This is a genomic window from Oricola thermophila (genome assembly GCF_013358405.1).
In the GTDB taxonomy this organism is placed as follows: domain Bacteria; phylum Pseudomonadota; class Alphaproteobacteria; order Rhizobiales; family Rhizobiaceae; genus Oricola; species Oricola thermophila.
Map to the genome: position 1 here is coordinate 2,719,465 of NZ_CP054836.1, position 23,805 is coordinate 2,743,269.

Here is a 23,805-nt window from a genome sequence, read left to right on the forward strand (position 1 = left end):
CGATTCGGAACCGTTTTCGTTGCCGCTTCCTATCAGGCAATTCGGCGGGAATTGCGACAGGCTATCCAGAAATCCTGTCCGTTTTGCGTCCGCGGCCTTTTCGCGGCCACGTCGGAGGACTATGCATCCGGCATGGACAGGATCATCTACAAGATCGCCACCAGGGCGCAATGGGCGCAGGCCGAACGGACAGGCGTGTTCGAAGGCGCGCCGGTCGACCTCGCCGACGGCTACATCCACTTCTCGACGGCGAGCCAGGTTCGGGAAACGGCAGCGAAGCACTTCGCCGGGCAGGACGACCTGCTACTGGCCGCCATCGACACGGCGAAGGTGGGCGGGGATCTGAAATGGGAGCCGTCGCGCGGCGGCGCCCTGTTCCCGCATCTCTACGCGCCGCTACCCCTCTCCGCGGCAATCTGGGTGAAGGACCTGCCGCTCGGGCCGGACGGAACCCACGCATTCCCGGAGCTGGAGGGATGAGCGCGGGCGGCCTCTGGACCTGCGCCGGACGGTGGCTGACCTTCCGCCTCGAACCGGAAACCGCGCACCGCATGTCCATCGCCGCGCTGAAAAGCGGCATGGTGCCGGTGCGCCCGCCGCGCCCCGACCCGCGGCTCTCGGTGATGACCGCCGGGCTGGCATTTCCCAATCCGCTCGGCATGGCGGCAGGGTTCGACAAGGACGCCGAGGTGCCGGACGAGCTGATTTCCATCGGTTTCGGCTTCGCCGAGGTCGGCACGACAACGCCGAGGCCGCAGCCGGGCAATCCGCGCCCGCGCGTCTTCCGGCTGACCGCCGACCATGCCGTCATCAACCGGCTGGGCTTCAACAACCAGGGCCACGAGGCGGCCTACGAGCGGCTCGTCGCGCGGCGCGGACACGGCGTCGTCGGCGTCAATATCGGCGCCAACAAGGACTCGGAAGACCGCATCGCCGACTACGTGGCCGGCCTGCACCGCTTCTACACGCTGGCCTCCTATTTCACGGTCAACATCTCCTCGCCCAACACGCCGGGCCTGCGCGACCTGCAGGGGCGCGAACAGCTCGCCGAACTGCTGGCGCGGATCGGCGAGGCACGCCGGAAGGAGGAAGATATCCACAAGCGCGCCGTGCCGGTGTTCCTGAAGATCGCGCCGGATATCACCGAGCACGGACTCGACGACATCGTCGCCGAGGTGCTCGACAAGGGCCTCGACGGGATGATCGTCTCCAACACGACATTGTCGCGCGCGGGGCTTCGGCACGACCCCGGCGAAACGGGCGGCCTGTCCGGCCGGCCGGTGTTCGAGCGGTCGACCATCGCGCTCGCCAAGACGCGGCAGCGGATCGGCCCGGAGAAGACGCTGATCGGCGTCGGCGGCGTCGATTCGGCGGAGACGGCGCTCGCCAAGATCGAGGCCGGCGCGGACCTCGTGCAGCTCTATACCGGAATGATCTACCAAGGGCCGGGCATCGCCGGCGAGATCAGTCGCGGGCTGTCGGCTGCGCTCGACAAGAGCGGCAAGGCGTCGATTTCCGAGCTGCGCGGCACGAAGACGAGGGAATGGGCGGCGAAGGCTATTCCCGCGTGATCACCCGAACACCTTTCCCGCCCTGCCCGGCAAGATCGCAAGCAGCGTGAGCCCCCTTGCGCCGAGGAAGGCGTTGAGGGCGAACCACAGGCCGTGATTGCCGAAGACCGGGACCAGCAGCCAGAGCAGCGCGAAGAACAGCGCCAGCGAGGCGAGCATCATGTTGCGCATGTCGCGCGACCAGGTGGCGCCGATATAGACGCCGTCCATCTCGAAGGCGAGCACGCCCATCAGCGCCGTCGCGGCGGCCCAGGGCAGGTAGGAGCGGGCGGCGGCGCGCACCGGCTCGGCAGTGGTCATGAAGTCGATCACCGGGCCGCCGGCGGCGAGAATGACGACCGTCGAGACACCGGCGAGCACGAATCCCCACAGGCAGGTGAGCTTCACCGCCCGCCAGAATGCCGGCGCGTGACGCGCGCCGACCGCCCGGCCGGCGATCTGCTCGGCCGCCGTGGCCAGCCCGTCGAGATAGTAGCTGGCGACCATGAAGAAGTTCATCAGGATGGCATTGGCGGCCAGCGTCACCGCGCCGAACTGCGCGCCGGTGCGGGTGAACAGCGAGAAGCCCGCCAGCAGCGCGAAGGAGCGGATCATGATGTCGCGGTTGACCGAGACGAGGCGCAGGAACGCGGCGCGCCCGAAGACGCGGCTCCATGACGGCGCGCGGGCGCGGTCGAAACCGCGCATGATCCACCAGAAACCGGCAGCGGCCGCCGTCGCCTCGCCGAGGATGGTGCCGAAGGCGACGCCCTCTATCGCCCAGCCGAGGACGAGGCCGAAATATATGGAGCCGGCGATATTGATGCCGTTCAGCAGCGTCTGGAGAAGCAGCGCGGCCATCGCCCTGCCCTGCCCGAGCAGGAGGCCGAGGATCGCGTAGTTGACCAGGGAGAAGGGCGCGGCGAACATGCGGACGGTGACATAGGTCCGCGTCGCCTCGGCGACCTCGGGGCCGGGATTCATCAGTGCTATGCCCAGCTCGCGGATCGGCCAGGCGAGCGCGAGCAGCGCCAGGCCCAGCCCGGCGGCGAGGATCACCGCGCGCCAGAACACCGCCTGCTGCTCGGTCTCGTCGCCGCGCCCGAAGGCCTGCGCCACGAAGCCGGTGGTGCCGGAGCGCAGGAAATTGAGCGTCGTGAAGACGATGTCGAAGACGATCGCGCCGACGGCAAGCCCGCCGATCAGCGCCGCATCGCCGAACTGGCCGATCACCGTGGTGTCGACGATGCCGAGGATCGGCGTCGTCAGGAAGGCCAGCGTCATCGGTGCCGCGATGGCAAAGACCATGCGGTTGGTCACCTCGAAGGGGGCACCGTCGGATCGGCTGGCTGCGGTCATGATTCCTGCTCGCGATTCCCGGCCGCGCGGCCGTATGCAGGACGCTTGATTGCTTTTTGGCGCAAAGGCAATAGGTCTGTTCGCCATGCGCCTGCCGATCGTCCACAATCCCGCCTATGACGCGAAGTTCTCGCCGGACCACCGCTTCCCGATGTCGAAATACCGGCTGCTGGCCGAGGCGATCATGGAAGAGGGGCTGGCAGGGCCGGGCGATTTCCACGTGCCGGCGCCGGCGCCCGCCTCATGGGTGAAGCTCGCCCACGACCCGGCCTATGTGGACCGGGTCTACGCGCTCGACGTGCCGGCCGAGATCGAGAAGGCCATCGGTTTCGAAATCACCGAACGCACGGTGCTGCGCGCGCGCTGCGCGACGGCGGGCACGGTATTGGCGGCGCGGCTGGCGCTGGAACACGGCGTTGCCTGCAACACCGCGGGCGGCAGCCATCATGCCGGCAGGCACCGGGGCGCCGGCTTCTGCACCTTCAACGACGTCGCCGTGGCGGCGCGGGTGATGCTCGCCGACGGGGAAATCGGAAGCGCCCTTGTGCTCGATCTCGACGTCCACCAGGGCGACGGCACGGCGGAGATCTTTTCCGGCGACGACCGCGTGTTCACGGCTTCGGTCCACGCGGAGCGCAACTACCCGACGGTCAAGCAGGTCTCCGACTACGATCTGGGCCTGCCCGACGGCATGGAAGACCTCGCCTATCTCAAGACGCTGGCGCTGGTGCTGGAGGAACTGCGCGAGCGCGTCGCGCCCGACATCGTGTTCTACAATGCCGGGGTCGACGTGCACCGGGACGACAGGCTCGGTCGCCTGTCGCTTACCGATCGCGGAATCGAGCAGCGCGAGCGCATGGTGTTCTCGCATTTCCGCCGGCGCGGCATTCCCGTCTGCGGCGTGATCGGGGGCGGATACTCGAAGGATGTCGAGGCGATCGCCCGGCGCCACGCCATCCTGCACCGCGTGGCGAGCGAGTTCGCCTTCTAGCCGGAAAGCTGCATCACCCAGTAGGCCCGGCCGTTGCGGTCGCGGGCGACGGCGACGCCCATGCGGCGGAAATCGCCCAGCATGTTGGCGCGGTGCTTCGGCGAAACCTCGAAGGAACGGAACATCGAGTCCACGTCGTTCCAGCCCTCGGCGACATTCTCGGCCGCAGGCAGGCTGACGCCGTGGCGGCGCATGCGACGGGCGAAATGGTCGTGCGACATGCGGCCCTTGCGGGCCATGTAGCGGGCGTGGTCGAGCGCGGACCGGCCAAGCGCACGGTCGGCGACCAGCACCGGCTTGCCGGCCTCGCGGCGCAGCGCATTGACCTTCGCCAGGGTCTTCCCGGTGACGATCGCGCCCTCGCCGGCCAGCGACAGCCCGGGCGCGCCGATGCGCGCGCAGCCGGAAAGCAGCCCGGCCGACAGCGCGCCGAGCAGCAAGGTCCGCCGACCGATCATCAGAAGCGCCGGTAGTTGAGCAGCCGCATCAGGATGAAGACCGGCACCACGACCATGGCACCGAGGATCAGCCAGTCGCCGAAACGGCCCAGGGCGGCCCAGCCCTTCTGCCACAGGTTCACGATGAAATCGCGGAAGGCGAAGACGATGTCGAGCGGATAGATGTTGAACACGTTCATCACCATCCCGACGATGATCGAGAGGACGACCAGCTTGACGATGGTCCGGGGTATCGTATCGCCCAAGAACCGGTTGACTGCCATTTCATGCGCTCCCGCGTAATTCCGGCCTGTCAGCTAGGGACAAAAGACGGCGGGCGCAAGACGTTGGACAATTTTGCCACCTTCGCGGAGTGCTTCCAGCCGTGGCCCGGAATGATGGCGCCACGGAAGAAAACAAGAACATCGCTCTTGGCGAGGACGCCACGCGCCACTAGTCTCTGCGCGTGAGCATCGCGACACCCCCGCCCAGGCCGTCATCCGCCGGCATCGAGCTGCCGAAGCCCTTCCTCGACTGGTTCGCGTCGAAGGGCTGGCAGCCGCGCGCGCACCAGCTCGACCTGCTGGCCCGGGCAGAGGCCGGGAAATCGACGCTGCTGATCGCGCCGACGGGCGCAGGCAAGACGCTGGCCGGCTTCCTGCCGACCCTGGTCGATCTCGCCCGGCGCGGCCGGCCGAAACCGGGCACCAGGAAGCCGGGCATCCACACGCTCTACATCTCGCCGCTCAAAGCGCTCGCCGTCGACATCCACCGCAACCTGTCGATGCCCGTGGATGAGATGGGCCTTCCCGTCGAAATCGAGACGCGCACCGGCGACACGCCGCAATCGCGCCGCCAGCGCCAGAAGCTCAACCCGCCGGACATATTGCTGACCACGCCCGAGCAGCTGGCGCTGCTTCTGTCGCACAAGGATGCAGAGAGCTTCTTCGCCGACCTTCGCCACGTCGTGCTCGACGAGCTGCATTCCCTGGTCACATCCAAGCGCGGCCACCTGCTGGCGCTCGGGCTGGCGCGGCTGCACCGGCTTCGCCCCGGGCTGAAGGCGATCGGCCTGTCGGCCACCGTGGCGGAGCCGGACCTGCTTCGGCAATGGCTGGTGCCGCAGCGGACGGGCGGCGAGATGGCCGAGCTTGTCACCGTGGCCGGCGGCGCGAAGCCGGAGATCACCATCCTGGAATCGCGCGAGCGGGTGCCGTGGAGCGGCCATTCGGCGCGCTACGCCATGGCAGAGGTCTACGAGGCCATCCGGCAGCACAGGACCACGCTGCTCTTCGTCAACACGCGCAGCCAGGCCGAACTGCTGTTCCAGGAGTTGTGGCGCATCAACGAGGACAGCCTTCCCATCGCGTTGCATCACGGCTCGCTCGACGTCAGCCAGCGGCGCAGGGTCGAACAGGCGATGCAGACCAATTCCCTGCGCGCCATCGTCGCCACCTCGACGCTCGATCTCGGCATCGACTGGGGCGATGTCGATCTCGTCGTCCATGTCGGTTCGCCGAAGGGCGCCTCGCGCCTGGCGCAGCGGATCGGACGCGCCAACCACCGCATGGACGAGGCGTCGAAGGCGATCCTCGTGCCGGCCAACCGCTTCGAGGTGATGGAGTGCCAGGCGGCGCTCGACGCCAACTATCTCGGGGCGCAGGACACGCCGCCGCTCGCCGAGGGCGCGCTGGACGTATTGTGCCAGCACATTCTCGGCATGGCCTGCTCGGCTCCCTTTCGCGCCGACGATCTCTATTCGGAGGTCACCATGGCCGCTCCCTACGCGAATCTGCCGCGCGAGACCTTCGACCGGGCTGTGCAGTTCGTCGCCCACGGCGGCTACGCGCTGCAAAGCTACGAGCGCTATGCCCGCATAAGGCGCGCGAAGGACGGAACATGGCGCGTCTCGCATCCGTCGGTCGCGCAGCAGTACCGGCTCAATTGCGGCACCATCATCGAGGCGCCGATGCTCAACATCCGCCTGACGCGGCAGCGCAAGGGCGGGCCGCTGCGGGGCGGGCCGGTGCTCGGCAAGATCGAGGAGGGCTTCATCGAGTCGCTGGTGCCGGGCGACACCTTCCTGTTCGCCGGCAAGGTGCTGCAATTCGAGGGCATCCGGGAGAATGACTGCTTCGTGTCCAAGGCCAGCGACCTCAACGCCAAGGTACCGGCCTATGCGGGCGGCAAGTTTCCGACGACCACCTATCTTTCCGAACAGGTGCGCAGGATGCTGTCGGACCCGGACCAGTGGCGGCGCCTGCCGCACCAGGTCTCCGACTGGCTGAGGATCCAGAAGGCCAAGTCCGCCGTGCCGGGCCCCGACGAACTGCTGGTCGAGACCTTTCCGCGCGCCAACCGCTTCTACATGGTCGCCTATCCCTTCGAGGGGCGGCTGGCGCACCAGACCCTGTGCATGCTGCTGACCCGGCGGCTGGAGCGGGCGAAGGCGCGACCGCTGGGTTTCGTCGCCTCGGACTACGCGGTCGCCATCTGGGGGCTGCGCGACATGGGCGCCATGCTGCGCCGGGGCGAGATCTCGCTTGCCGGCCTGTTCGACCAGGACATGCTGGGAGACGACCTGGAGGCATGGCTGGATGAATCCTACCTGCTGAAACGAACCTTCCGCTCCTGCGCGACCATCGCGGGGCTGATCGAGAAACGCCATCCGGGGAAGGAGAAGTCCGGACGGCAGATGACGGTGTCGGCCGACCTCATTTACGACGTATTGCGCAGCCACGAACCGGACCACATCCTTCTGCAGGCAACCCGCGCCGACGCGCGCGGCGGCCTGCTCGACATCGAAAGGCTGGGCGACATGCTTGCCCGTATCAGGGGACACATCGTACACCGGGACCTCGACATGATCTCGCCGCTGGCCGTGCCGGTCATGCTGGAAATCGGCAAGGAGCCGGTGCACGGCGACGGCGCAAGCGAGGCACTGATGGCAGAGGCCGCCGACGACCTGATCCGCGACGCGCTGGGCGGGGACCTGTGACATGGACGCCGTGACGAAACGGGCAAGGGGCGAAGGGGCGGGCGAGGCATTCGCGCTCGACTATGCAGGCGGAGAGCTGCTGCTCGATCCCGCCGGCGTCGCGTGGTTCCCGCGGGACCGCATTCTCGTCGTATCCGACCTGCATCTCGAAAAGGGATCGTCCTTCGCGCGCAACCGAATCTACCTGCCGCCATACGACACGCCCGCCACGCTTGCGCGGCTGGCCAGGGTCGTCGACCGCTACGCGCCGGCGACGATCGTCAGCCTGGGCGACAGCTTTCACGACGACGAAGCGTCGGCCCGGCTGACCGCCGAGGCCGTCGACACCATCGCGACGATTGCGCGCGGGCGCGACATGATCTGGGTGACCGGCAATCACGATCCCTCGCCGCCCGCGAACGTGCCGGGCCGCCCTGTGGACATGCTGGCATTCGGGCGGATCGTCTTCCGCCACGTTCCCAATCCGGCGGAAAGCGGCCACGAGATCTGCGGCCACCTGCACCCCTGCGCGCGGATCGCCGGGCGCGGGCGCACGGTGCGGCGGCCCTGCTTCGCCAGTGACGGCACGCGACTGGTCATGCCGGCCTTCGGCGCGTTCACCGGCGGGCTGAACGTGCGCGACGACGCCTTTGCCGGGCTGTTCGACCAGTCGCGCTTCCGCGCCTACATGCTGGGCAACGAGCGCATCTACCCGGTCGGGCCGGGACGGTTGCGCGGGGGCTGAGTCCCCGGTCCGCCGCGCGGCCGACCGGAACGCTCAGTCCTTGCGGAACATCACGCGCCCGAGCCATCCGACCAGCAGGGCAAGCGCAACAGAGCCGATGCCGTAGACCAGGCTGCGGTTCTGCGCCAGCTGGTAGAGCTGATATTCGAGGCCCGCCTTGCGGATGTCCAGGCTGGCCTGGGTCTGGGCGACCAGCAGCCCCTGGCGGAACAGGTAGGCACGCGCGGTGTGACGCCCGAGCGGCACGTTTGCCGGAAGGCGCAGCTGGGCGCGGAACAGCGACTGCGAGATGAAGCGCACGCCGGAGGGGAACTCCTCGTAGAGACCGCCCTCCTCCTTGAGCCGGCGCAGCGCGGCGGTGAATTCGCGCAGATCGGCCGAGCTATGGCCCTCGTTCCGCCCGGATTGCAGTCGCACCTGTCCGACACCGAGCGAAAGCCGCGCCAGCGTCTCGAGATCGGTGATGTCCTGCGGCTGGCGGGTCGATGACACCAGGAAGGATTCCGGGACGGCGGTGAAGGCCTGCGAATCGACATTCATCCACATGCCGAGCACCCGCCCCTTGCGGCGGGTGACGAGATCGGCCGCCGGCCCCTCGAGAATGACGAACACGTCATAGCGGCCCTGCCGCTGGACCAGCGGGTCGGCATTGTCGATCGCCCCGAAGATCGTCAGGTCGACGCCGGCGAAATCCGAGGTGATGGCGATCGTCTCCGTCGAAAGCCCTATCTCGATGCGCTCCGGCAGCGTCGGCGCGGCCGCGGCCGGCTCGCCGGCAGGCTCTTCCTGTGCGGCGGCGGGGAGCGCCGTCAGCAGGACGGCGAGAAACGCTGCGGCCAGCCTCATTGCAGGAATTCCCGGGAAATGGAGTACAGCTCGTCGGGCACCACGAAGAGGGTGTAGCCGAGACGGATCGCGACGAGCAGGACGAGCCCCGCCAGCAGGGCACGCAGCTGTTCGCCGCGCAGGCGCTGGCCGGCCTTGGCGCCGTATTGCGCGCCGATGACGGAACCGAGCATCAGCAGCAGCGCCAGCACGGCATCCACCGTCTGGTTGGTCGCGGCATGGACGATCGTGGTGTAGGCGGCGACGAAGATGATCTGGAAAAGCGAGGTGCCGATGACGACGTTGGTCGGCACTTTCAGCAGGTAGATCATCGCCGGCACCATGATGAAGCCGCCGCCGACGCCCATGATCGAGGCGAGCATGCCGATCATCGCGCCGAGGCCCAGGACCGGGATCACGCTGACGTAAAGCTTGGAGGCCTTGAAGCGCATCTTGAAGGGCAACTTGTGCACCCACATGTGCGCGCCCGGCCGTCGCAGGCTGACCGTGGCGCCCGAGCGGGCCCGGAACATGGCGCGAAGGCTCTCCATCATCATCAGGCCGCCGATGATGCCGAGAAAGCCGACATAGAGGATCGACACGATCAGGTCGAGCTGTCCGAGGCCGCGCAGGATGGAGAACAGCCAGACGCCCACCGAGGAACCGGCGATGCCGCCGATCAGCAGCACGACGCCGAGCTTAATGTCGACGGTGCCGCGCTGGAAATGCGACAGCACGCCCGAGACCGACGACGCGACCACCTGGTTCGCGCCGGTGGCGACCGCCACGGCCGGCGGAATGTTGTAGAAGATGAGAAGCGGGGTGATCAGGAAGCCGCCGCCGACCCCGAACATGCCCGAAAGAAAACCGACAGCAGCCCCCATGCCGAGCAAGACGAAAATGTTCACAGACATCTCCGCGATCGGCAGATAGAGAGCCACCTTTATCTCCTGTTCCTCGAGCCCCTCGATTCCCGTTCATGCGCCCGCGCCTTCGCAGAGTCAAACGTGGCTGCGCACAATTCCGGCCGAAAAACGAAACGGGCGGCGCCTGCGCGCCGCCCGCCCGGATGCGGTTCCCGAATGAACCGGGTGTCAGGCTGGATGGCCGTTGATTTCCAGCAGCTTGTCGACGAAGGCGCGATCGATCTCGCCGGTCGGCATCAGGTTGTTCGCCTTCTGGAACTCGATGATCGCCTGGCGCGTCCGCGCGCCCATGATGCCGTCGGGCGTGCCGGCGTCGAAACCGGCATTGTTGAGGATCGCCTGGATGTTGCGGATCGCCTTCGTCATGTCGACGGCCGGCAACGGCGCCGGCGTGGTCGAGGCCGTGGTCTCCCCGCTCACCGTCCAGGCCTCCGGCACGTCGACCTCGTTGGCCTGCGGGTCCGGCTGGCGCGGCTTCCACAGCTCCACGGCGCCCTTTGCCATCTCGAGCTGCTCGGGATCCAGGAAACGGGCGATCTCGTCGCGCTTGGCCTCGGCGTCCTTGTCACCGGTCCGGGCGGCGAGCGCCAGCCACTTGTAGGATTCGACGAGATCCTGCGGCACGCCCTCGCCCCGGGCGGAGAGGATGCCGAGATTGACCTGGCTGTCCTTGACGCCGCGCTCGGCGGCCTCGATGAACCAGCGCGCCGCGGCCTTCATGTCGCGCTCGCCGTCGATCTCGGTCGCGAACAGCACGGCGAGATTGTGCATGGCGTTCACATTGCCCTGCTCGGCAGCCTGCTCGTACCAGACACGCGCCGCTTCCAGGTCGCGCTCGACACCGCGGCCCTTCTCGTAGGCATTGCCGAGGCGGTACTGCGCCGGGGCAAAGCCCTGCTCGGCGGCCATCTCGTACCAGCGCACCGCTTCCGTCATGTCGCTGTCCGGCGAGCCCGAACCATTGCCCATCAGCCGGTCGCCGATGACGAAGAGCGCCTTCGCGTCGCCAGCGACGGCAGCCTCGCGCAGCGCCATCGGGCCGACGGAGGCCGGTATGTCCTCTAGGGTCAGGACCGGATAGGCGGACGTGTTGATCGTATCGTCAATGCCGGCCTCGACGGCGGCGGTATCCGCCTCCTCGGCGGTCGGTTCCGCCATGGCGACTTCGGCGCCGTCCGCCGGCGTCATGTCCACGGCCCGCCCGACATCCATGGCGGCCTCGTCCGGAATCCCGGCCGCGTCCTGCGTCTCCGGTTCGGCCGCAGCGGTTTCGGCCGCGTCCTCCCCGATGGGCTGCACCTCGTTCTCCACCACGCGCACGTCGTCCGCCATGTCGGCGGGTATCGCCTCGACTGCCGCGGAGTCGGCGACACCATTCGCTTCCTCCGGCAGTTCCGCGCCCGACAGGTAGCCCCGCACCAGCGGGAAGGCCAGCAGCGCAAGGACGATCGCGCTGGCGCCGAGCAGGAGCGGCCTGCGGCTCGCACCGAGAAGGCCGCCGCGCCGCTTCGATTTCGCCTTGCCGTCCTCGCGCCTGCCGGAGGCATTCTGGATCGACGCCTCGGCGGCGGCAGCTCGGGCGGCGCGGCGCGCAGCCGCGATGAAGTCGGACTTGGCGATGTCCTCGTCGGAGGCTTTCGGGTCGGCTTTCGGCGCGACGCCACCTTCCCGTTCCTCGCGTACACGTCTCATGATGGCGGCGAGATCCGGTCCGCCGGATCCCGGCTCGAGCGGCTCATCGTCGACCATGACGGGATCGGCCTTCGGCTTCTGCGCCTTGCCGAACACCGCCGGTTCCTCGTCTTCCTCCGCGCCGGCCGGCGCATTCCCCGGAACGGGCTCCGGTGCATCCGCGATGTCGGCGGCCATGTCCGGCGCCGCTTCAGGCTCGACATGCGGAACGGGAGCCGCTTCAGGACCGGCCTGCGGCCCTTCGCTGTTGCCGCTTGCCGCACGGCGCGCGGCCACGAACCCTGCGAGCTCGTCCATGCCCGATGCCAGTTCGGGATCGTGCTCGGCCGCGGCGCGCGCCGCCAGGATGGCAGCCTCCTTCGGCGCCACCGGCTCGCGTGCCGCATCGGCCTCCGCGGCCCGGCTGTCCTCGCCCGAGGCGAAATCGACCGAGGGCGCGTTCTCGATGTGAGGCACGGCATGCGCGGCCGCCTGCGGGACCGCCGGCGCGGAGCGACCCGCCTGCACGTCTTCGCGCAGGGCCTGCTCGAGACCGGCAATGCGGTCGGCCACCTTTATCAGCGTATCGTGGATCGCCTCGAAACCGCGCGCGTTGCGGCTGTCGGAATTGCGCGCCATCTCCTCGAGTTCGTGCAGGTCGCCGGTCAGGCTCGCCAGCAGGCCGCGCTCGTCCTCGGAGACGCCAGGTGTAACGCGCGAGAGCATTTCCTCGGCGGCCTCGCGGGCGGCGGCGATCATTTCCTCGCGCCCGCCGGCAAGCTGGTCGGCAACGGCGGCAAGGCGCGGAATCAGATCGCCCAGCGCCGCGGTGTCGACCGCGGGCTGCGCCACGGAGAGCTTCTCGGACAGGGCCGCTATCTGCGCCTCGATACCTTCCAGCGCGCTTGCGTCGGGCGAGAACATGTCGCCGGACGACAGCATCTGGGCGATTTCCTCGATGCGCCTTTCCATGTGGTCGAAGGTCGGGAACGGCGCCGGATCGCTCTCGCTTTCCTCGAAGCGGCGCGCCAGTTCCTCCATCCGCGCCTCGATGGACTTCAGCAGGCGCGTGCCGTGCTCCTCGGCCGAGGCGGACTGGGTGTCCAGGCGGCCGACGATCTCCTCGAAACGGCCGTTCAGGTTTTCGATCAGTTCCGCGGGAACGGCATCGGCGGGCTTGAGCCCCTCGTCGAGCCGTCGGGCGATCTCGTCCATGCGCCGCGCGAGATCGCCGATCGCCGCGTCCGTTTCCGGCGAGGATGCGACGGTTTCATGCAGGGCGCCGAGCCGCTCGGCGATTTCCGCGAGCCGGTTCTCCACTGCATCACCGCGGATCGAGGCCGTGCTTTCCTCGACGCGGTTCACGAGCGCGGCAAGACGCGCCTCGATGCGCTCGAAGGGCGTGGTATCGATGTCGACGGTCGTGCCCGCGGCGGAAACGGTCGCGATTGCGCGGCTGATCTCGTCGAGCCGCCGATCGAGCGCCTGGAGATAGTCCGGCGACGGCTCGACGTTCTGCGCGGCCAGCGCCTCCACGGCCCCGGCAAGCGTGCGTATCTGCTCCTCTACGCCATCGATGGCCCCGGCATTCGGCACGGTGCGAAGCACGTCCTGTATCTCCGATACCCGGCCGGCAATGGCCAGGAGATCCTCGCGCGTGCCCAGCGACTGCGGCAGCGAGCCGATCTCGCGCTCGACCACGGACCAACGCTCGACCATGTCGCGCAGTGTCTCCTCCTGCGCCAGCGATCCGACCAGTCCCTTGATTTCCTCCAGCTCGGCGCGCAACGCGCCGGAATCGGAATTCTCGACCCGGGATGCCACCAGCCCGAGTTCCCGCGTCAGGCGGTTGAGGCCGTCGGCAAGATCGGCCGTGGCCATGGTGTCGCCATTGGCCGCCAGTTCCCGCAGGTCCTCGCGGATCGCGGCGAACTGCTGCGCGATCGTCGCGCTCACCTCGCGATTGAGCTGCTCGCGCAAGCGCTCGATCTCCGCCTTCATGTCGCCCGCAGGTGCCCGGCGCGCGAGAGCCTCCTGCCTGGCGCGTATTGCGGAAATGTCGTCGTCCCGATGTTCGCGCGAACCCGCTTCGCCGGGCGTGATGCCCATTCGCCGCTCGAGGCGGGAAAGGGCGTCGTCCAGCATCTCCAGGGTTGCGTTCGCGGACTGTCTGGATGCCGCATCGTTATCGGATTGCGATGGCCTGTCTTGCATAACTCGCCCATTCCTTGCGGCCCTTGCGCCGTCGCCGGATCGAGATGCTCCGCGCGGCTGCAGGCTGGCTCCTGACTTGTTTCGGGATCCGAGCGCGCACCCGGGACACAATCACGCTGCGGCCTTCCAGGGTTAACCTTTTTCAAATCACGGTAAACAAGCCGTTAACCGGCGAACGGCGTGCGCGAAAAAGCGAGAAGGCCGGAGCACCCGACCCGGTCCGGCCCGAAACTGTTGTCCGCAACACGCATCGACAGTATGTATACATCGCCGACCCAACATTTTGTAACACCGGGTAACGTTAGGAAACCTTCATAAGACGGCTGCCTGGGCGTTCAATGTGCGGGCATGGAGCGGATTCGTCGCCGGGATTCGCCGGAGGGCATCGCGGCGAAGCTGGCATGGACGTTTCCGGTCCCAAGAACCAAAACAACCGCCTCGCGCGGGAAACGATTGGAAAAGGACATGAATACGGCCACCCAGGCAGACACTCTCGAATCTCCCGAGGAAACCTACCGCATCGGTGATCTGTCGAACGAGTTCGACGTCACCCTGCGCACCCTGCGCTTCTACGAGGACAAGGGACTCCTCTCGCCGCGGCGCATCGGCAACACCCGGCTCTATTCCCGGGCCGACCGCGGCCGGCTCAAGCTGATCCTGCTCGGCAAGCGCGTCGGGCTCTCGCTGCTCGACATCAAGGAGATTCTCGATCTCTACGAGCCGAACGGCGACAACCGGCGCCAGATCACCGTCGCCATCGAGAAGGGCACGGAGCAGATGGAAATCTTGCGCAAGCAGCGCGAGGAAGTCGAACAGGCCATCGGGGAGCTCGACGAGACCCTGGTGAAGCTGAAGGAGCAGCTTTCCGCCCTGGCCTAGCGGCAACCCGCCGCGCCGGCCCGCCCCCCAGGGCCGCAGACCGCTTGAACGGAGCCCCGGCATATTTCGCGATGCCGGGGCTTCTTTTCGTTTCGCCCGACGCCGATTCCGGCCGAAATCGGCCATTTTTCCGTCGTTTCCTGTCATTGCCGGCTCGCATGTCGCCGGCGTCGCGCAAAAATCGGAAATTTTGACGTTTACGCAAACGTCAAAATTTGCTAGCGAGCAGCTAACGTCGGTGCGCAGTGTCCGCTGCGCGAGAAAACCAACTCTCGGAGGAGTTCATGCCCGCCTATCGCGCCCCCGTCGAAGACACGCTCTTCGTGCTCAACGACGTCTTCAAATACGAACGCTACAACAACCTGCCGGGCTTCTCGGATGCCTCGCCCGACATCGTCGAGGCGGTCCTGCGCGAGGCCGCCCGCATGGCGGAGGAAGTCTTCTTCCCGCTCAACCAGTCCGGCGACCGGGAAGGCTGTACCCGCAACGATGACGGCTCGGTGACGACGCCGAAAGGCTTCAGGGAAGCTTTCGAGCAGTACAAGGAAGCCGGCTGGATGGGACTCGCATTCGATCCCGAATATGGCGGCCAGGGCCTGCCCTATGTGCTGCACTCCGCCATCGGCGAGTATTTCTCGTCCGCCAACATGGCGTTTGCCATGTATCCCGGCCTGACCCAGGGCGCGATGGCCGCGATCCGCGAGCACGGCAATGACAAGCAGAAGCAGACCTTCCTGCCGAAGATGGTGGAGGGCCGCTGGACCGGCACGATGAACCTGACCGAACCGCATTGCGGCACCGATCTCGGCCTGCTGCGCACGAAGGCGGTACCGCAGGGCGACGGCAGCTACAGGATTTCCGGCCAGAAGATCTTCATCTCCGCCGGCGAACACGACATGAGCGAGAACATCATCCATCTCGTGCTCGCCCGCATCGAGGGCGCGCCGGAAGGCACCAAGGGCATCTCGCTGTTCATCGTGCCGAAGTTCCTCGTCAACGAGGACGGCTCGGTCGGCGAGCGCAACGGCGTGACCTGCGGCTCCATCGAGGAGAAGATGGGCATCCACGCCAACTCGACCTGCGTGATGAACTACGACGACGCGACGGGCTACCTCATCGGCGAGGAGAACAAGGGTCTGCGCGCCATGTTCGTGATGATGAACGAGGCACGCCTCGGCGTCGGCCTGCAGGGCCTGTCGATCTCGGAGGTCGCGTACCAGAACGCCGTCGCCTATGCGAAGGAGCGCATCCAGGGCCGCGCGCTGACCGGCCCAGCCGCGCCGGACAGGAAGGCCGACCCGATCATCGTGCACCCGGACGTGCGCCGCAACCTGATGACCATCCGCGCCTTCAACGAGGCCGGCCGCGCCTTCCTGATCTGGGCGGCGCTGAAGTCCGACGTGGCGCACCGCTCCGACAATGCGGAGGAGCGCGAGCTGTCACAGGAGATGATGGGCCTGCTCACCCCGGTCATCAAGGGCGTGCTGACCGACAAGGGCTTCGAGCACGCCGTGATGGCGCAGCAGGTCTTCGGCGGCCACGGCTACATCGAGGAACACGGCATGAGCCAGTATGTGCGCGACGCGCGCATCACCATGATCTACGAGGGCGCCAACGGCATCCAGGCACTCGACCTGGTGGGCCGCAAGCTGCCGATGAACGGCGGCCGCGCCGTGCAGGCCTTCTTCAAGGAGGTCGGCGAGTTCTGCGAGGAGAACCGCAACGACGAGTCGATGAGCTTCTTCACCAAGCACCTGAAGAAGGGCCTCAACGACCTGCAGCAGGCGACCATGTGGTTCGTGCAGAACGCCATGGCCAAGCCCGACAATGCGGGTGCGGGCAGCCACGACTACATGCACCTCTTCGGGCTGGTGACGCTCGGCTACATGTGGGGATTGCAGGCGAAGACCGCGCAGGAAAGGCTGGCCGCCGGCGACGAGGCGCGCAAGGCGTTCCTGGAGGCGAAGCTGGCGACGGCCCGCTTCTTCATGGAGCGCATCATGCCCGAGACATCGGCGCATCTCGCCCGCATCTCGGCGGGCGCCGATTCCATGATGGCGCTGCCCGAGGATTCGTTCTGATCGGCGGGGGCCGGTTCATCCATAAGTGATGCGACCGGCCCCCGGCATTCTGCGAGACTGCGGCAAGACGGGAGGATCACATGGCGAGCAATCCGGCTGAAATCCTGGGCGTTCCGAAGCCGTCCTGGGCCACCGAGGACGTGGTGATGCTGCAGGACATGGCCACGCGGTTCATGACCGAGGAGATCCTGCCGCGCTACGAGGAGTTCGAGAAGAACGAGAGCTTCGACCGCGAAAGCTGGGAAAAGGCCGGTGCCGCCGGCCTGCTCTGCGCCTCCATGCCGGAGGAATATGGCGGCTCGGGCGGCACCTACGCCCACGAGACCGCCATACTGGAGGCGATCAGCCATGTCGGCGTCGACGGTTTCGGCATCCCGCTGCACAATTCCATCGTCGCCCCCTACATCCTCCACTACGGCTCCGAGGAGCAGAAGAGACGCTGGCTGCCGAAGCTGGCGACCGGAGAGCTGATCGGCGCCATCGCCATGACCGAGCCGGGCGCCGGCTCCGACCTGCAGGGAGTCAAGACGAGCGCCCGCAGGGACGGCAACCACTATGTCATCAACGGCTCCAAGACATTCATCACCAACGGCCAGCTCGCCAATCTCATCATCGTCGTCACCAAGACCGACCCGTCCGCGGGCGCGAAGGGCACCTCGCTGATCGTCGTCGAGACCGACGACGCGGACGGCTTCGAGCGCGGCCGCAACCTCGACAAGATCGGGCTGAAGTCCAACGACACCTCCGAGCTGTTCTTCAACGACGTGCGGGTGCCGACGGCCAACCTGCTCGGCCACGAGGAAGGCATGGGCTTCGTCCAGCTGATGCAGCAATTGCCGCAGGAGCGGCTGCAGATCGGCGGCTCCGCCATCGCCATGATCGAGCGGGCACTGGCGCTGACCATCGACTACGTCAAGGAGCGCCGGGCCTTCGGCAAGGCGATCATCGAGTTCCAGAACACCCAGTTCACCCTTGCCGAACTGAAGACCGAGGCGACCGTCGGACGCACATTCTACAATCACTGCGTTGCCGAGCACCTGGAAGGCCGGCTGACGCCGGAACTCGCCTCCATGGCGAAGTACTGGCTGTCCGACCTGCAGGGCAAGGTCGTCGACGCCTGCCTGCAACTGCATGGCGGCTACGGCTACATGAACGAGTACCCGATCGCGCGCATGTATCGCGACGCCCGCGTGCAGCGCATCTATGGCGGCACCAACGAGATCATGAAACTGCTGATCGCGAGGAGCCTCTAGGCATGGCGGACCGCGCGCGCGGCCGGAACGGCACATCGGCGCGGCGCAGTCCCCGAAAAGGACACCGCGAAGGCGCAAGCCCCGCGGGAGAGAAAACCAAGGAGACGGAACATGGCTGACGCATTCATATACGACGCGGTGCGCACGCCGCGCGGACGCGGCAAGAAGGACGGGAGCCTGCACGAGGTGCCGACGCCGCGCCTCGCCGCGCGGGTCCTCGAGGCACTGCGCGACCGCAACGGTCTGGACACCTCGAAGGTGGACGACGTGATCATGGGCTGCGTGGACCCGGTCTACGAGGCCGGCGGCGACATCGCGCGTGCCGCCGTGTTCGAGGCCGGCTACGCGACCGAGGCGCCGGGCATGCAGATCAACCGCTTCTGCGCTTCCGGTCTCGACGCGGTCAATCTCGGCGCGGCCAAGATCGCCCAGGGGGCGGACGACATCGTCATCGCCGGCGGCGTGGAATCGATGTCGCGCGTCGGCATGGGCGCATCGGGCGGCGCCTGGTACATGGACCCGTCGGTCAACATCCCGGCCTATTTCATGCCGCAGGGCGTGTCGGCCGACCTGATCGCCACCAAGTACGGCTTCAGCCGCGACGACGTCGACGCCTATGCGGTCGAAAGCCAGAAGCGCGCGGCGGAAAGCTGGGAGAAGGGCCACTTCAGGAAGTCCGTCATCCCGGTGAAGGACCAGAACGGCCTGACCATCCTGGACAAGGACGAGCACATGCGCCCCGGCACCGACATGCAGGCGCTGGCGCAGCTCCAGCCCTCCTTCGTGATGCCCGGCCAGATGGGCGGCTTCGAGGCCGTCGGCATCGCCAAGCATCCCGAGATCGAGGCGATCAACTACGTCCACCATGCGGGCAACTCGTCGGGCATCGTCGACGGCGCGGCCGGCGTGCTGCTCGGCTCGAAGAAGGCCGGCAGGACCATGGGAATCGAGCCGCGCGCCCGCATCCGGGCCTTCGCCAATATCGGCTCCGAGCCGGCGCTGATGCTGACCGGCCCGGTCGACGTCACCGAGAAGCTGCTGAAAAAGGCGAAGATGAAGATCTCGGACATCGACCTGTTCGAGCTGAACGAGGCCTTCGCGGCCGTGGTGCTGCGCTACATGCAGGCCTTCGAGATCGACCATTCGCGGATGAACGTCGCCGGCGGCGCCATCGCCATGGGCCACCCGCTGGGCGCCACCGGGGCGATGATCCTCGGCACCGTGCTCGACGAGCTGGAGCGCCGCGACCTCAACACCGCCCTGGTGACGCTGTGCATCGGCGCCGGCATGGGCACCGCGACCATCATCGAGCGGGTGTAGTTCGTCCGATGACGCTGGAACGGACCAGAACGGCGCTGATCCTGGTGGATGTGCAGCAGGTCTTCCTGGAGTGGGAGGCCGGCGGCATGCGCCGAAACAATCCCGGCGCCGTCGGCAACATCGCCGCGCTCCTCGCCGCCTTCCGGCGCGAGGGCATGGCGGTGTTCCACGTCCGCCATGCGTCGCGGAAGGCCGGATCGGCGTTCAACCCCGAAAACCCGGGTTACGCGCCGATGGACGAGGCACGCGAGGCCGGCGGCGAGCCGGTCATCGTCAAGCATGTCAATTCCGCCTTCATCGGAACCGACCTCGAGGCACAGCTGCGCGCCCGCGATATCGGCACGCTCGTGATCGCCGGCATAACCACGAACCACTGCGTCGAGACGACGACCCGCATGGCGGGCAATCTCGGCTTCGACGCGCGGCTCGTATCCGACGCCTGCTACACGTTCGACCGGACCGGCTTCGACGGCCGGACGGAGAGCGCCGAGACAATTCACGCAATGACGCTGTCGAACCTGAACGGCGAATTCGCAACGATCGAAACCACCGAAAACCTGCTTGCCGCGCTGAACGCCAGCGCCGCGGCATAAGGAGGACCCAATGGCCTACAAGAACTTCACCGTCGAAACCGACGCCGACGGCATCGCGCTCGTCACCTGGGACATGCCCGACAAGTCGATGAACGTCTTCACCGAGGAGGTGATGGACGAGATCGACGCGATCATCGACCAGGTCGTCGCCGACGACGCCATCAAGGGCGCGGTCTTCACCTCCGGCAAGAAGGATTCCTTCTCCGGCGGCGCGGACATCACCATGCTCAAGAAGATGTTCGACATCATCCAGACCGAGAAGGCGAAGGATCCCGAGAAGGCGATGCAGATGCTGTTCGACGGCGCGGGCCGGATGAGCTGGCTGTGGCGCAAGCTCGAGACCTGCGGCAAGCCCTGGGTCTCGGCCATCAACGGCACCTGCATGGGCGGCGCCTTCGAGCTGAGCCTGGCCTGCCACGGCCGCGTGGTTGCGGACTCCAAAGCCGTCAAGATGGCCCTGCCCGAGGTCAAGATCGGCATCTTCCCCGGCGCCGGCGGCACCCAGCGCGTGCCGCGCCTGACCAACCAGCAGGACGCGCTGCAGATGATGACGCAGGGCTCCAGCCTGACGCCGCAGCGCGCCAAGGCGCTCGGCCTCGTCCACGAGGTCGTGCCGCCGAAGAAGCTGATCGCCGCGGCCAGGAAGATGATCAAGGACGGCCTCAAGCCGGTCCAGCCGTGGGACGAGAAGGGCTTCAGGCTGCCCGGCGGCAAGATCTACTCGCCGGCCGGCGCCAATCTCTGGCCCGCCGCCTCGGCGATCCTGCGCCGCGAGACGCACATGAACTATCCCGGCGCCGCCGCGATCCTGAAATGCGTCTACGAGGGGCTGCTGGTGCCGTTCGACACGGCGCTGAAGATCGAGCAGCGCTACTTCGCCAACGTGCTGCAGACCACCGAGGCCGGGTCGATGATCCGCTCGCTCTTCGTCTCGCTGCAGGAGCTCAACAAGGGCGCGCGCCGTCCCGAGGGCATCAGGCCGACGAAGTTCAGGAAGGTGGGCGTCATCGGCGCCGGCTTCATGGGCGCGGGCATCGCCTACGTGACGGCGAAGGCCGGCATCCCGGTCGTGCTGATCGACCGCACGCAGGAAGCCGCCGAGAAGGGCAAGGCCCATTCCGACAACCTGATGACCAAGGCGATGCAGAAGGGCCGCGCCACGGCCGAGGAAAAGGAGAAACTCCTCTCCCTGATCACGCCCTCGACCGACTATGCCGACCTGGAGGGCGCCGACCTCGTCATCGAGGCGGTGTTCGAGGACTCGGAGGTCAAGAAGGCGGCGACGGAGCAGGCCGAGGCCCATCTCAAGCCGTCGGCGGTCTTCGCCTCCAACACCTCCACGATCCCGATCACCTCGCTGGCGAAGAACTCGAAGCGGCCGAAGAACTTCATCGGCATCCACTTCTTCTCGCCGGTCGACAAGATGATGCTGGTCGAGGTCATCATGGGCAAGCGCACCGGCGACAAGGCGCTGGCGGTGGCGCTGGACTATGTCCGCGCGATCAAAAAGACCGGCATCGTCGTCAACGACACGCGCGGCTTCTACGTCAACCGCTGCGTGCTGCGCTACATGCAGGAGGCCTACTCGATGCTGATCGAGGGCGTGCCGCCGGCAATGATCGAGAACGCGGCGAAGATGGCCGGCATGCCGGTCGGCCCGCTGGCGCTGACAGACGAGACGGCCATCGACCTCGCACAGAAGATCATGAAGCAGACGATCCGCGACCTCGGCGAGAAGGCCGTCGACCCGCGCCACATGGAGCTGATCGACACCATGGTCGACAAGCACGGCCGGCACGGGCGCAAGAACGGCAAGGGCTTCTACGACTACCCGGCCAAGCCGGCGAAGAAGCACCTGTGGCCCGAGCTGAAGACGCTCTACCCGCAGCAGGACGCCGACTCCATCGACTTCGGGGAGCTGAAGCAGCGCCTGCTCGTCACCATCGCGCTGGAGGCGGCGCGCGTGATGGAGGAAGGCATCGTCACCGACCCGCGCGAGGCGGATGTCGGCTCGATCCTGGCCTTCGGCTTCGCCCCCTACACGGGCGGCACGCTGTCCTATATCGACGGCATGGGCGTGGCGAATTTCGTCGACCTCGCCAACCGGCTGCGCCGCAAGTACGGCGCGCAGTTCAGGGTGCCGAAGCTGCTGAAGGAAATGGCCGAGAACGGCGAGACCTTCTACTCCCGCTTCGACCCCTACGCGAAGGTGGACAAGGCCGCGTAAGCTGGCGCTTGCATATAAAATACGGAACCCCGGAGAGCGATCTCCGGGGTTTTTCGCATGCCCCGCCCGCCGCACGCCGCGTGCGGCGCGCGGCCCGGCCGCACCATCGGTCAAAATGCACGCAGCCGGGCAACACATCGTTAGCCAACACCGAAGGTAACCCTGCGTAAGCATTGAACATTTATCTATGGGTGCAATGATGCCCCTCGCGTGGGGCTGCACTTCTTGTGCAATATTCGATTTCATTACTGCCTTTTCGCAAGTTGCCCCGGATTTTTCCGGCGGCTGGACTTCGCATGCAAGTAATGCCTTGCATTTTTATTACATATGGAGCGCACAATGAAGCATTCATTCAATTCCAGGGCACTGGGAACGGTCGCGATCGTCGCCGCCTCATTCGCCGTCATGCCCTCCGCGCACGCGCTTGACGTGGGCGTGTCGGTCGGCGGTGTCAGTGTCGGCGCCTCCGTCGGCAGCAAGAGTGGCGGCCTCGGGGCCGGCGCAGGCGCGAGCGTCGGCGGCAGCAGCGGCGTGAGCGCGGGCGCGGGCGCAAGCGTCGGCGGCAGCAAGGGCGTGAGTGCAGGTGCGAGCGCAAGCGTCGGCGGCAGCAGCGGCGTGAACGCAGGCGCCGGCGCAAGCGTCGGCGGCGACGGCGTGCGTGCCGGCGCGCGGGCAAGCGTCGGCGGCGGCAGCGGCCTGAACGCGGGCGTCGGCGCACGCCTCGGCGGCAGCGGCGGCGGCGTGAATGCCGGCATCTCGCTCGGCGGCGGCGGAGCCGGCGGCGGCGGCAATGGCGGCGGCATCAACAATGGCGGCAGCGGCAGCGGGGGCAACGGCAACAGCGGTGGCAGCAACAGCGCGAACTTCGTTCTCAGCGCCTACAACAACATGTCGAACTCGCAGAAGATCGTCATCGCCAAGACCTGCAAGCAGGCGCTTGCCGACGTCGGCGGCTTCGACCGCGACCTGGTCCAGTTCTGCCGGCTGCTCGGCACGCTGCGCTGACAACCGGCACGGAGCCCGGCCCCGTGCCGGGTTCCGCTGCTTGCGATCAGGGAGGCGCGGTGCTAGGCCGGGGCCTGCCTCGAGGAGCCCCGCATCATGCCAACGCCCAAACCCGTCCCCGGCGCCATTCTCCCGCCGGTCTCCGTCCCCAGACTGGGAGGCGGCGAAATCGTGATCGGCGGCACCCGCGAAAACTGGGTTCTCGTCGTCGTCTACCGCGGCAGGCACTGCCCGCGATGCAAGAGATACCTCAGCAAGCTCAACGACATGCGCCAGCGGTGGCGCGATGCCGGCTTCGACATCGCTGTCGTCTCGGCGGACCCCGAGGAAAAGGCACGGGCGGACCGCGACACCTTCGGCTGGAGCTTCGACATCGGCCATGACCTTTCCGAGGCGCAGATGGCGACGCTCGGCCTGTATGTCTCCGATCCGCTGGCCGAGACGGAAACCGACCGCCGTTTCGCCGAGCCCGGCGTCTTCGTCATCCGCCCCGACGGCAGCCTGCTGCTGGTCGCGATCTCCAACGGCCCCTCCGCGCGCCCGGACCTGGAGGAACTGCTGGACGGCATGATCTACACCAGGGAAAACGACCGCCCGCCCCGCGGCACCGCCTAGACGCCGCGCGAAGGCAATCGAGGGGAACGGCGGGGCTTCCATTCCCGCTTCGACCCCTATGCGAAGATTGATGAGGCAACGTAAGCGGTTGCTTACGTATCAGGCATGGAACCCCGGAGACCACTCTCCGGGGTTTT

19 protein-coding genes are annotated in these 23,805 nt (G+C 67.2%); 13 read left to right on the top strand and 6 right to left on the bottom strand.

The genetic code is table 11. The features are described 5' to 3' along the window. Nucleotides 1–132: 132 nt before the first annotated feature. Entirely contained in the window at nucleotides 133–480 is a 348-nt protein-coding gene (locus HTY61_RS13090; protein WP_175277218.1) for a DUF952 domain-containing protein, read from the top strand. Beyond that, entirely contained in the window at nucleotides 477–1,571 is a 1,095-nt protein-coding gene (locus HTY61_RS13095; RefSeq protein WP_175277219.1) for a quinone-dependent dihydroorotate dehydrogenase, read from the top strand. Before HTY61_RS13090 ends, HTY61_RS13095 begins: the two co-directional genes overlap by 4 nt. Here HTY61_RS13095 and HTY61_RS13100 read toward each other — a convergent pair whose 3' ends face one another. Then, a complete protein-coding gene (locus HTY61_RS13100) occupies nucleotides 1,572–2,909 on the bottom strand; it encodes an MATE family efflux transporter (RefSeq protein WP_175277220.1) in 1,338 nt (445 codons plus the stop codon). It abuts the gene before it with no gap. Nucleotides 2,910–2,994: 85 nt separating this feature from the next. Between HTY61_RS13100 and HTY61_RS13105 the strand changes: the two genes are divergently transcribed. Further along, nucleotides 2,995–3,900 (top strand): histone deacetylase family protein, encoded by a 906-nt coding sequence (locus tag HTY61_RS13105; RefSeq protein ID WP_175278546.1) that lies wholly within the window; start codon nucleotides 2,995–2,997, stop codon nucleotides 3,898–3,900. On the opposite strand, the gene HTY61_RS13110 is transcribed toward HTY61_RS13105, so the two are convergent. Next, a complete protein-coding gene (locus HTY61_RS13110; RefSeq protein WP_175277221.1) occupies nucleotides 3,897–4,358 on the bottom strand; it encodes a CAP domain-containing protein in 462 nt (153 codons plus the stop codon). The two genes, HTY61_RS13105 and HTY61_RS13110, sit on opposite strands and share 4 nt — an antisense overlap. Next, nucleotides 4,358–4,621, bottom strand: a complete 264-nt coding sequence (locus HTY61_RS13115; RefSeq protein ID WP_175277222.1) for a DUF6460 domain-containing protein — start codon at nucleotides 4,619–4,621, stop codon at nucleotides 4,358–4,360. Before HTY61_RS13115 ends, HTY61_RS13110 begins: the two co-directional genes overlap by 1 nt. A gap of 188 nt (nucleotides 4,622–4,809) precedes the next feature. Between HTY61_RS13115 and HTY61_RS13120 the strand changes: the two genes are divergently transcribed. Together HTY61_RS13120 and pdeM are read left to right on the top strand one after the other, a co-directional pair. After that, entirely contained in the window at nucleotides 4,810–7,335 is a 2,526-nt protein-coding gene (locus HTY61_RS13120; protein ID WP_175278547.1) for a ligase-associated DNA damage response DEXH box helicase, read from the top strand. Nucleotide 7,336: 1 nt separating this feature from the next. After that, nucleotides 7,337–8,059, top strand: coding sequence for a ligase-associated DNA damage response endonuclease PdeM (gene pdeM / locus HTY61_RS13125; RefSeq protein ID WP_175277223.1), 723 nt, complete (start codon nucleotides 7,337–7,339; stop codon nucleotides 8,057–8,059). Nucleotides 8,060–8,092: 33 nt separating this feature from the next. Here the strand turns inward: pdeM and HTY61_RS13130 are convergent, their stop codons facing one another. From HTY61_RS13130 to HTY61_RS13140, 3 genes are all read right to left on the bottom strand, one after another. Beyond that, nucleotides 8,093–8,905, bottom strand: a complete 813-nt coding sequence (locus HTY61_RS13130; RefSeq protein ID WP_175277224.1) for a TIGR02186 family protein — start codon at nucleotides 8,903–8,905, stop codon at nucleotides 8,093–8,095. After that, nucleotides 8,902–9,825, bottom strand: coding sequence for a sulfite exporter TauE/SafE family protein (locus tag HTY61_RS13135; RefSeq protein ID WP_175277225.1), 924 nt, complete (start codon nucleotides 9,823–9,825; stop codon nucleotides 8,902–8,904). The genes HTY61_RS13130 and HTY61_RS13135 overlap by 4 nt, the downstream gene beginning before the upstream one ends. 153 nt (nucleotides 9,826–9,978) lie before the next feature. After that, entirely contained in the window at nucleotides 9,979–13,626 is a 3,648-nt protein-coding gene (locus tag HTY61_RS13140) for a peptidoglycan-binding protein (protein WP_175277226.1), read from the bottom strand. Nucleotides 13,627–14,160: 534 nt separating this feature from the next. Between HTY61_RS13140 and HTY61_RS13145 the strand changes: the two genes are divergently transcribed. The 8 genes from HTY61_RS13145 to HTY61_RS13180 all read left to right on the top strand — a co-directional run bounded on the left by HTY61_RS13145 (nucleotide 14,161) and on the right by HTY61_RS13180 (nucleotide 23,668). Next, nucleotides 14,161–14,574 carry a MerR family transcriptional regulator gene (locus HTY61_RS13145; RefSeq protein ID WP_175277227.1) on the top strand — a complete coding sequence of 138 codons (414 nt, stop codon included), beginning with the start codon at nucleotides 14,161–14,163 and terminating at the stop codon, nucleotides 14,572–14,574. Nucleotides 14,575–14,858: 284 nt separating this feature from the next. Then, nucleotides 14,859–16,655: an acyl-CoA dehydrogenase C-terminal domain-containing protein gene (locus HTY61_RS13150; protein ID WP_175277228.1), complete on the top strand. Its 1,797-nt coding sequence runs from the start codon at nucleotides 14,859–14,861 to the stop codon at nucleotides 16,653–16,655. Between the two features lie 80 nt (nucleotides 16,656–16,735). Further along, complete coding sequence (locus HTY61_RS13155) at nucleotides 16,736–17,908, top strand: acyl-CoA dehydrogenase family protein (RefSeq protein ID WP_175277229.1); 1,173 nt, start codon at nucleotides 16,736–16,738, stop codon at nucleotides 17,906–17,908. A gap of 111 nt (nucleotides 17,909–18,019) precedes the next feature. After that, nucleotides 18,020–19,228, top strand: coding sequence for an acetyl-CoA C-acetyltransferase (locus tag HTY61_RS13160; RefSeq protein WP_175277230.1), 1,209 nt, complete (start codon nucleotides 18,020–18,022; stop codon nucleotides 19,226–19,228). 8 nt (nucleotides 19,229–19,236) lie between these two features. After that, nucleotides 19,237–19,821, top strand: coding sequence for a cysteine hydrolase family protein (locus HTY61_RS13165; protein ID WP_175277231.1), 585 nt, complete (start codon nucleotides 19,237–19,239; stop codon nucleotides 19,819–19,821). 10 nt (nucleotides 19,822–19,831) lie between these two features. Then, on the top strand, nucleotides 19,832–22,048 hold the full coding sequence (locus HTY61_RS13170) for a 3-hydroxyacyl-CoA dehydrogenase NAD-binding domain-containing protein (protein WP_175277232.1): 2,217 nt from the start codon (nucleotides 19,832–19,834) through the stop codon (nucleotides 22,046–22,048). Nucleotides 22,049–22,387: 339 nt separating this feature from the next. Further along, nucleotides 22,388–23,053 carry a hypothetical protein gene (locus HTY61_RS13175; RefSeq protein WP_175277233.1) on the top strand — a complete coding sequence of 222 codons (666 nt, stop codon included), beginning with the start codon at nucleotides 22,388–22,390 and terminating at the stop codon, nucleotides 23,051–23,053. Between the two features lie 96 nt (nucleotides 23,054–23,149). Next, nucleotides 23,150–23,668, top strand: coding sequence for a redoxin domain-containing protein (locus HTY61_RS13180; protein WP_175277234.1), 519 nt, complete (start codon nucleotides 23,150–23,152; stop codon nucleotides 23,666–23,668). The last annotated feature ends 137 nt before the right edge of the window (nucleotides 23,669–23,805 follow it).

Coding starts and splice junctions, on each gene's coding strand:
- HTY61_RS13090 (WP_175277218.1), top strand. CDS start 133: ATGGACAGGATCATCTACAAGATCGCCACCAGGGCGCAATGGGCGCAG.
- HTY61_RS13095 (WP_175277219.1), top strand. CDS start 477: ATGAGCGCGGGCGGCCTCTGGACCTGCGCCGGACGGTGGCTGACCTTC.
- HTY61_RS13100 (WP_175277220.1), bottom strand. CDS start 2,909: ATGACCGCAGCCAGCCGATCCGACGGTGCCCCCTTCGAGGTGACCAAC.
- HTY61_RS13105 (WP_175278546.1), top strand. CDS start 2,995: ATGCGCCTGCCGATCGTCCACAATCCCGCCTATGACGCGAAGTTCTCG.
- HTY61_RS13110 (WP_175277221.1), bottom strand. CDS start 4,358: ATGATCGGTCGGCGGACCTTGCTGCTCGGCGCGCTGTCGGCCGGGCTG.
- HTY61_RS13115 (WP_175277222.1), bottom strand. CDS start 4,621: ATGGCAGTCAACCGGTTCTTGGGCGATACGATACCCCGGACCATCGTC.
- pdeM (WP_175277223.1), top strand. CDS start 7,337: ATGGACGCCGTGACGAAACGGGCAAGGGGCGAAGGGGCGGGCGAGGCA.
- HTY61_RS13130 (WP_175277224.1), bottom strand. CDS start 8,905: ATGAGGCTGGCCGCAGCGTTTCTCGCCGTCCTGCTGACGGCGCTCCCC.
- HTY61_RS13140 (WP_175277226.1), bottom strand. CDS start 13,626: ATGCTGGACGACGCCCTTTCCCGCCTCGAGCGGCGAATGGGCATCACG.
- HTY61_RS13145 (WP_175277227.1), top strand. CDS start 14,161: ATGAATACGGCCACCCAGGCAGACACTCTCGAATCTCCCGAGGAAACC.
- HTY61_RS13150 (WP_175277228.1), top strand. CDS start 14,859: ATGCCCGCCTATCGCGCCCCCGTCGAAGACACGCTCTTCGTGCTCAAC.
- HTY61_RS13155 (WP_175277229.1), top strand. CDS start 16,736: ATGGCGAGCAATCCGGCTGAAATCCTGGGCGTTCCGAAGCCGTCCTGG.
- HTY61_RS13160 (WP_175277230.1), top strand. CDS start 18,020: ATGGCTGACGCATTCATATACGACGCGGTGCGCACGCCGCGCGGACGC.
- HTY61_RS13165 (WP_175277231.1), top strand. CDS start 19,237: ATGACGCTGGAACGGACCAGAACGGCGCTGATCCTGGTGGATGTGCAG.
- HTY61_RS13170 (WP_175277232.1), top strand. CDS start 19,832: ATGGCCTACAAGAACTTCACCGTCGAAACCGACGCCGACGGCATCGCG.
- HTY61_RS13175 (WP_175277233.1), top strand. CDS start 22,388: ATGAAGCATTCATTCAATTCCAGGGCACTGGGAACGGTCGCGATCGTC.
- HTY61_RS13180 (WP_175277234.1), top strand. CDS start 23,150: ATGCCAACGCCCAAACCCGTCCCCGGCGCCATTCTCCCGCCGGTCTCC.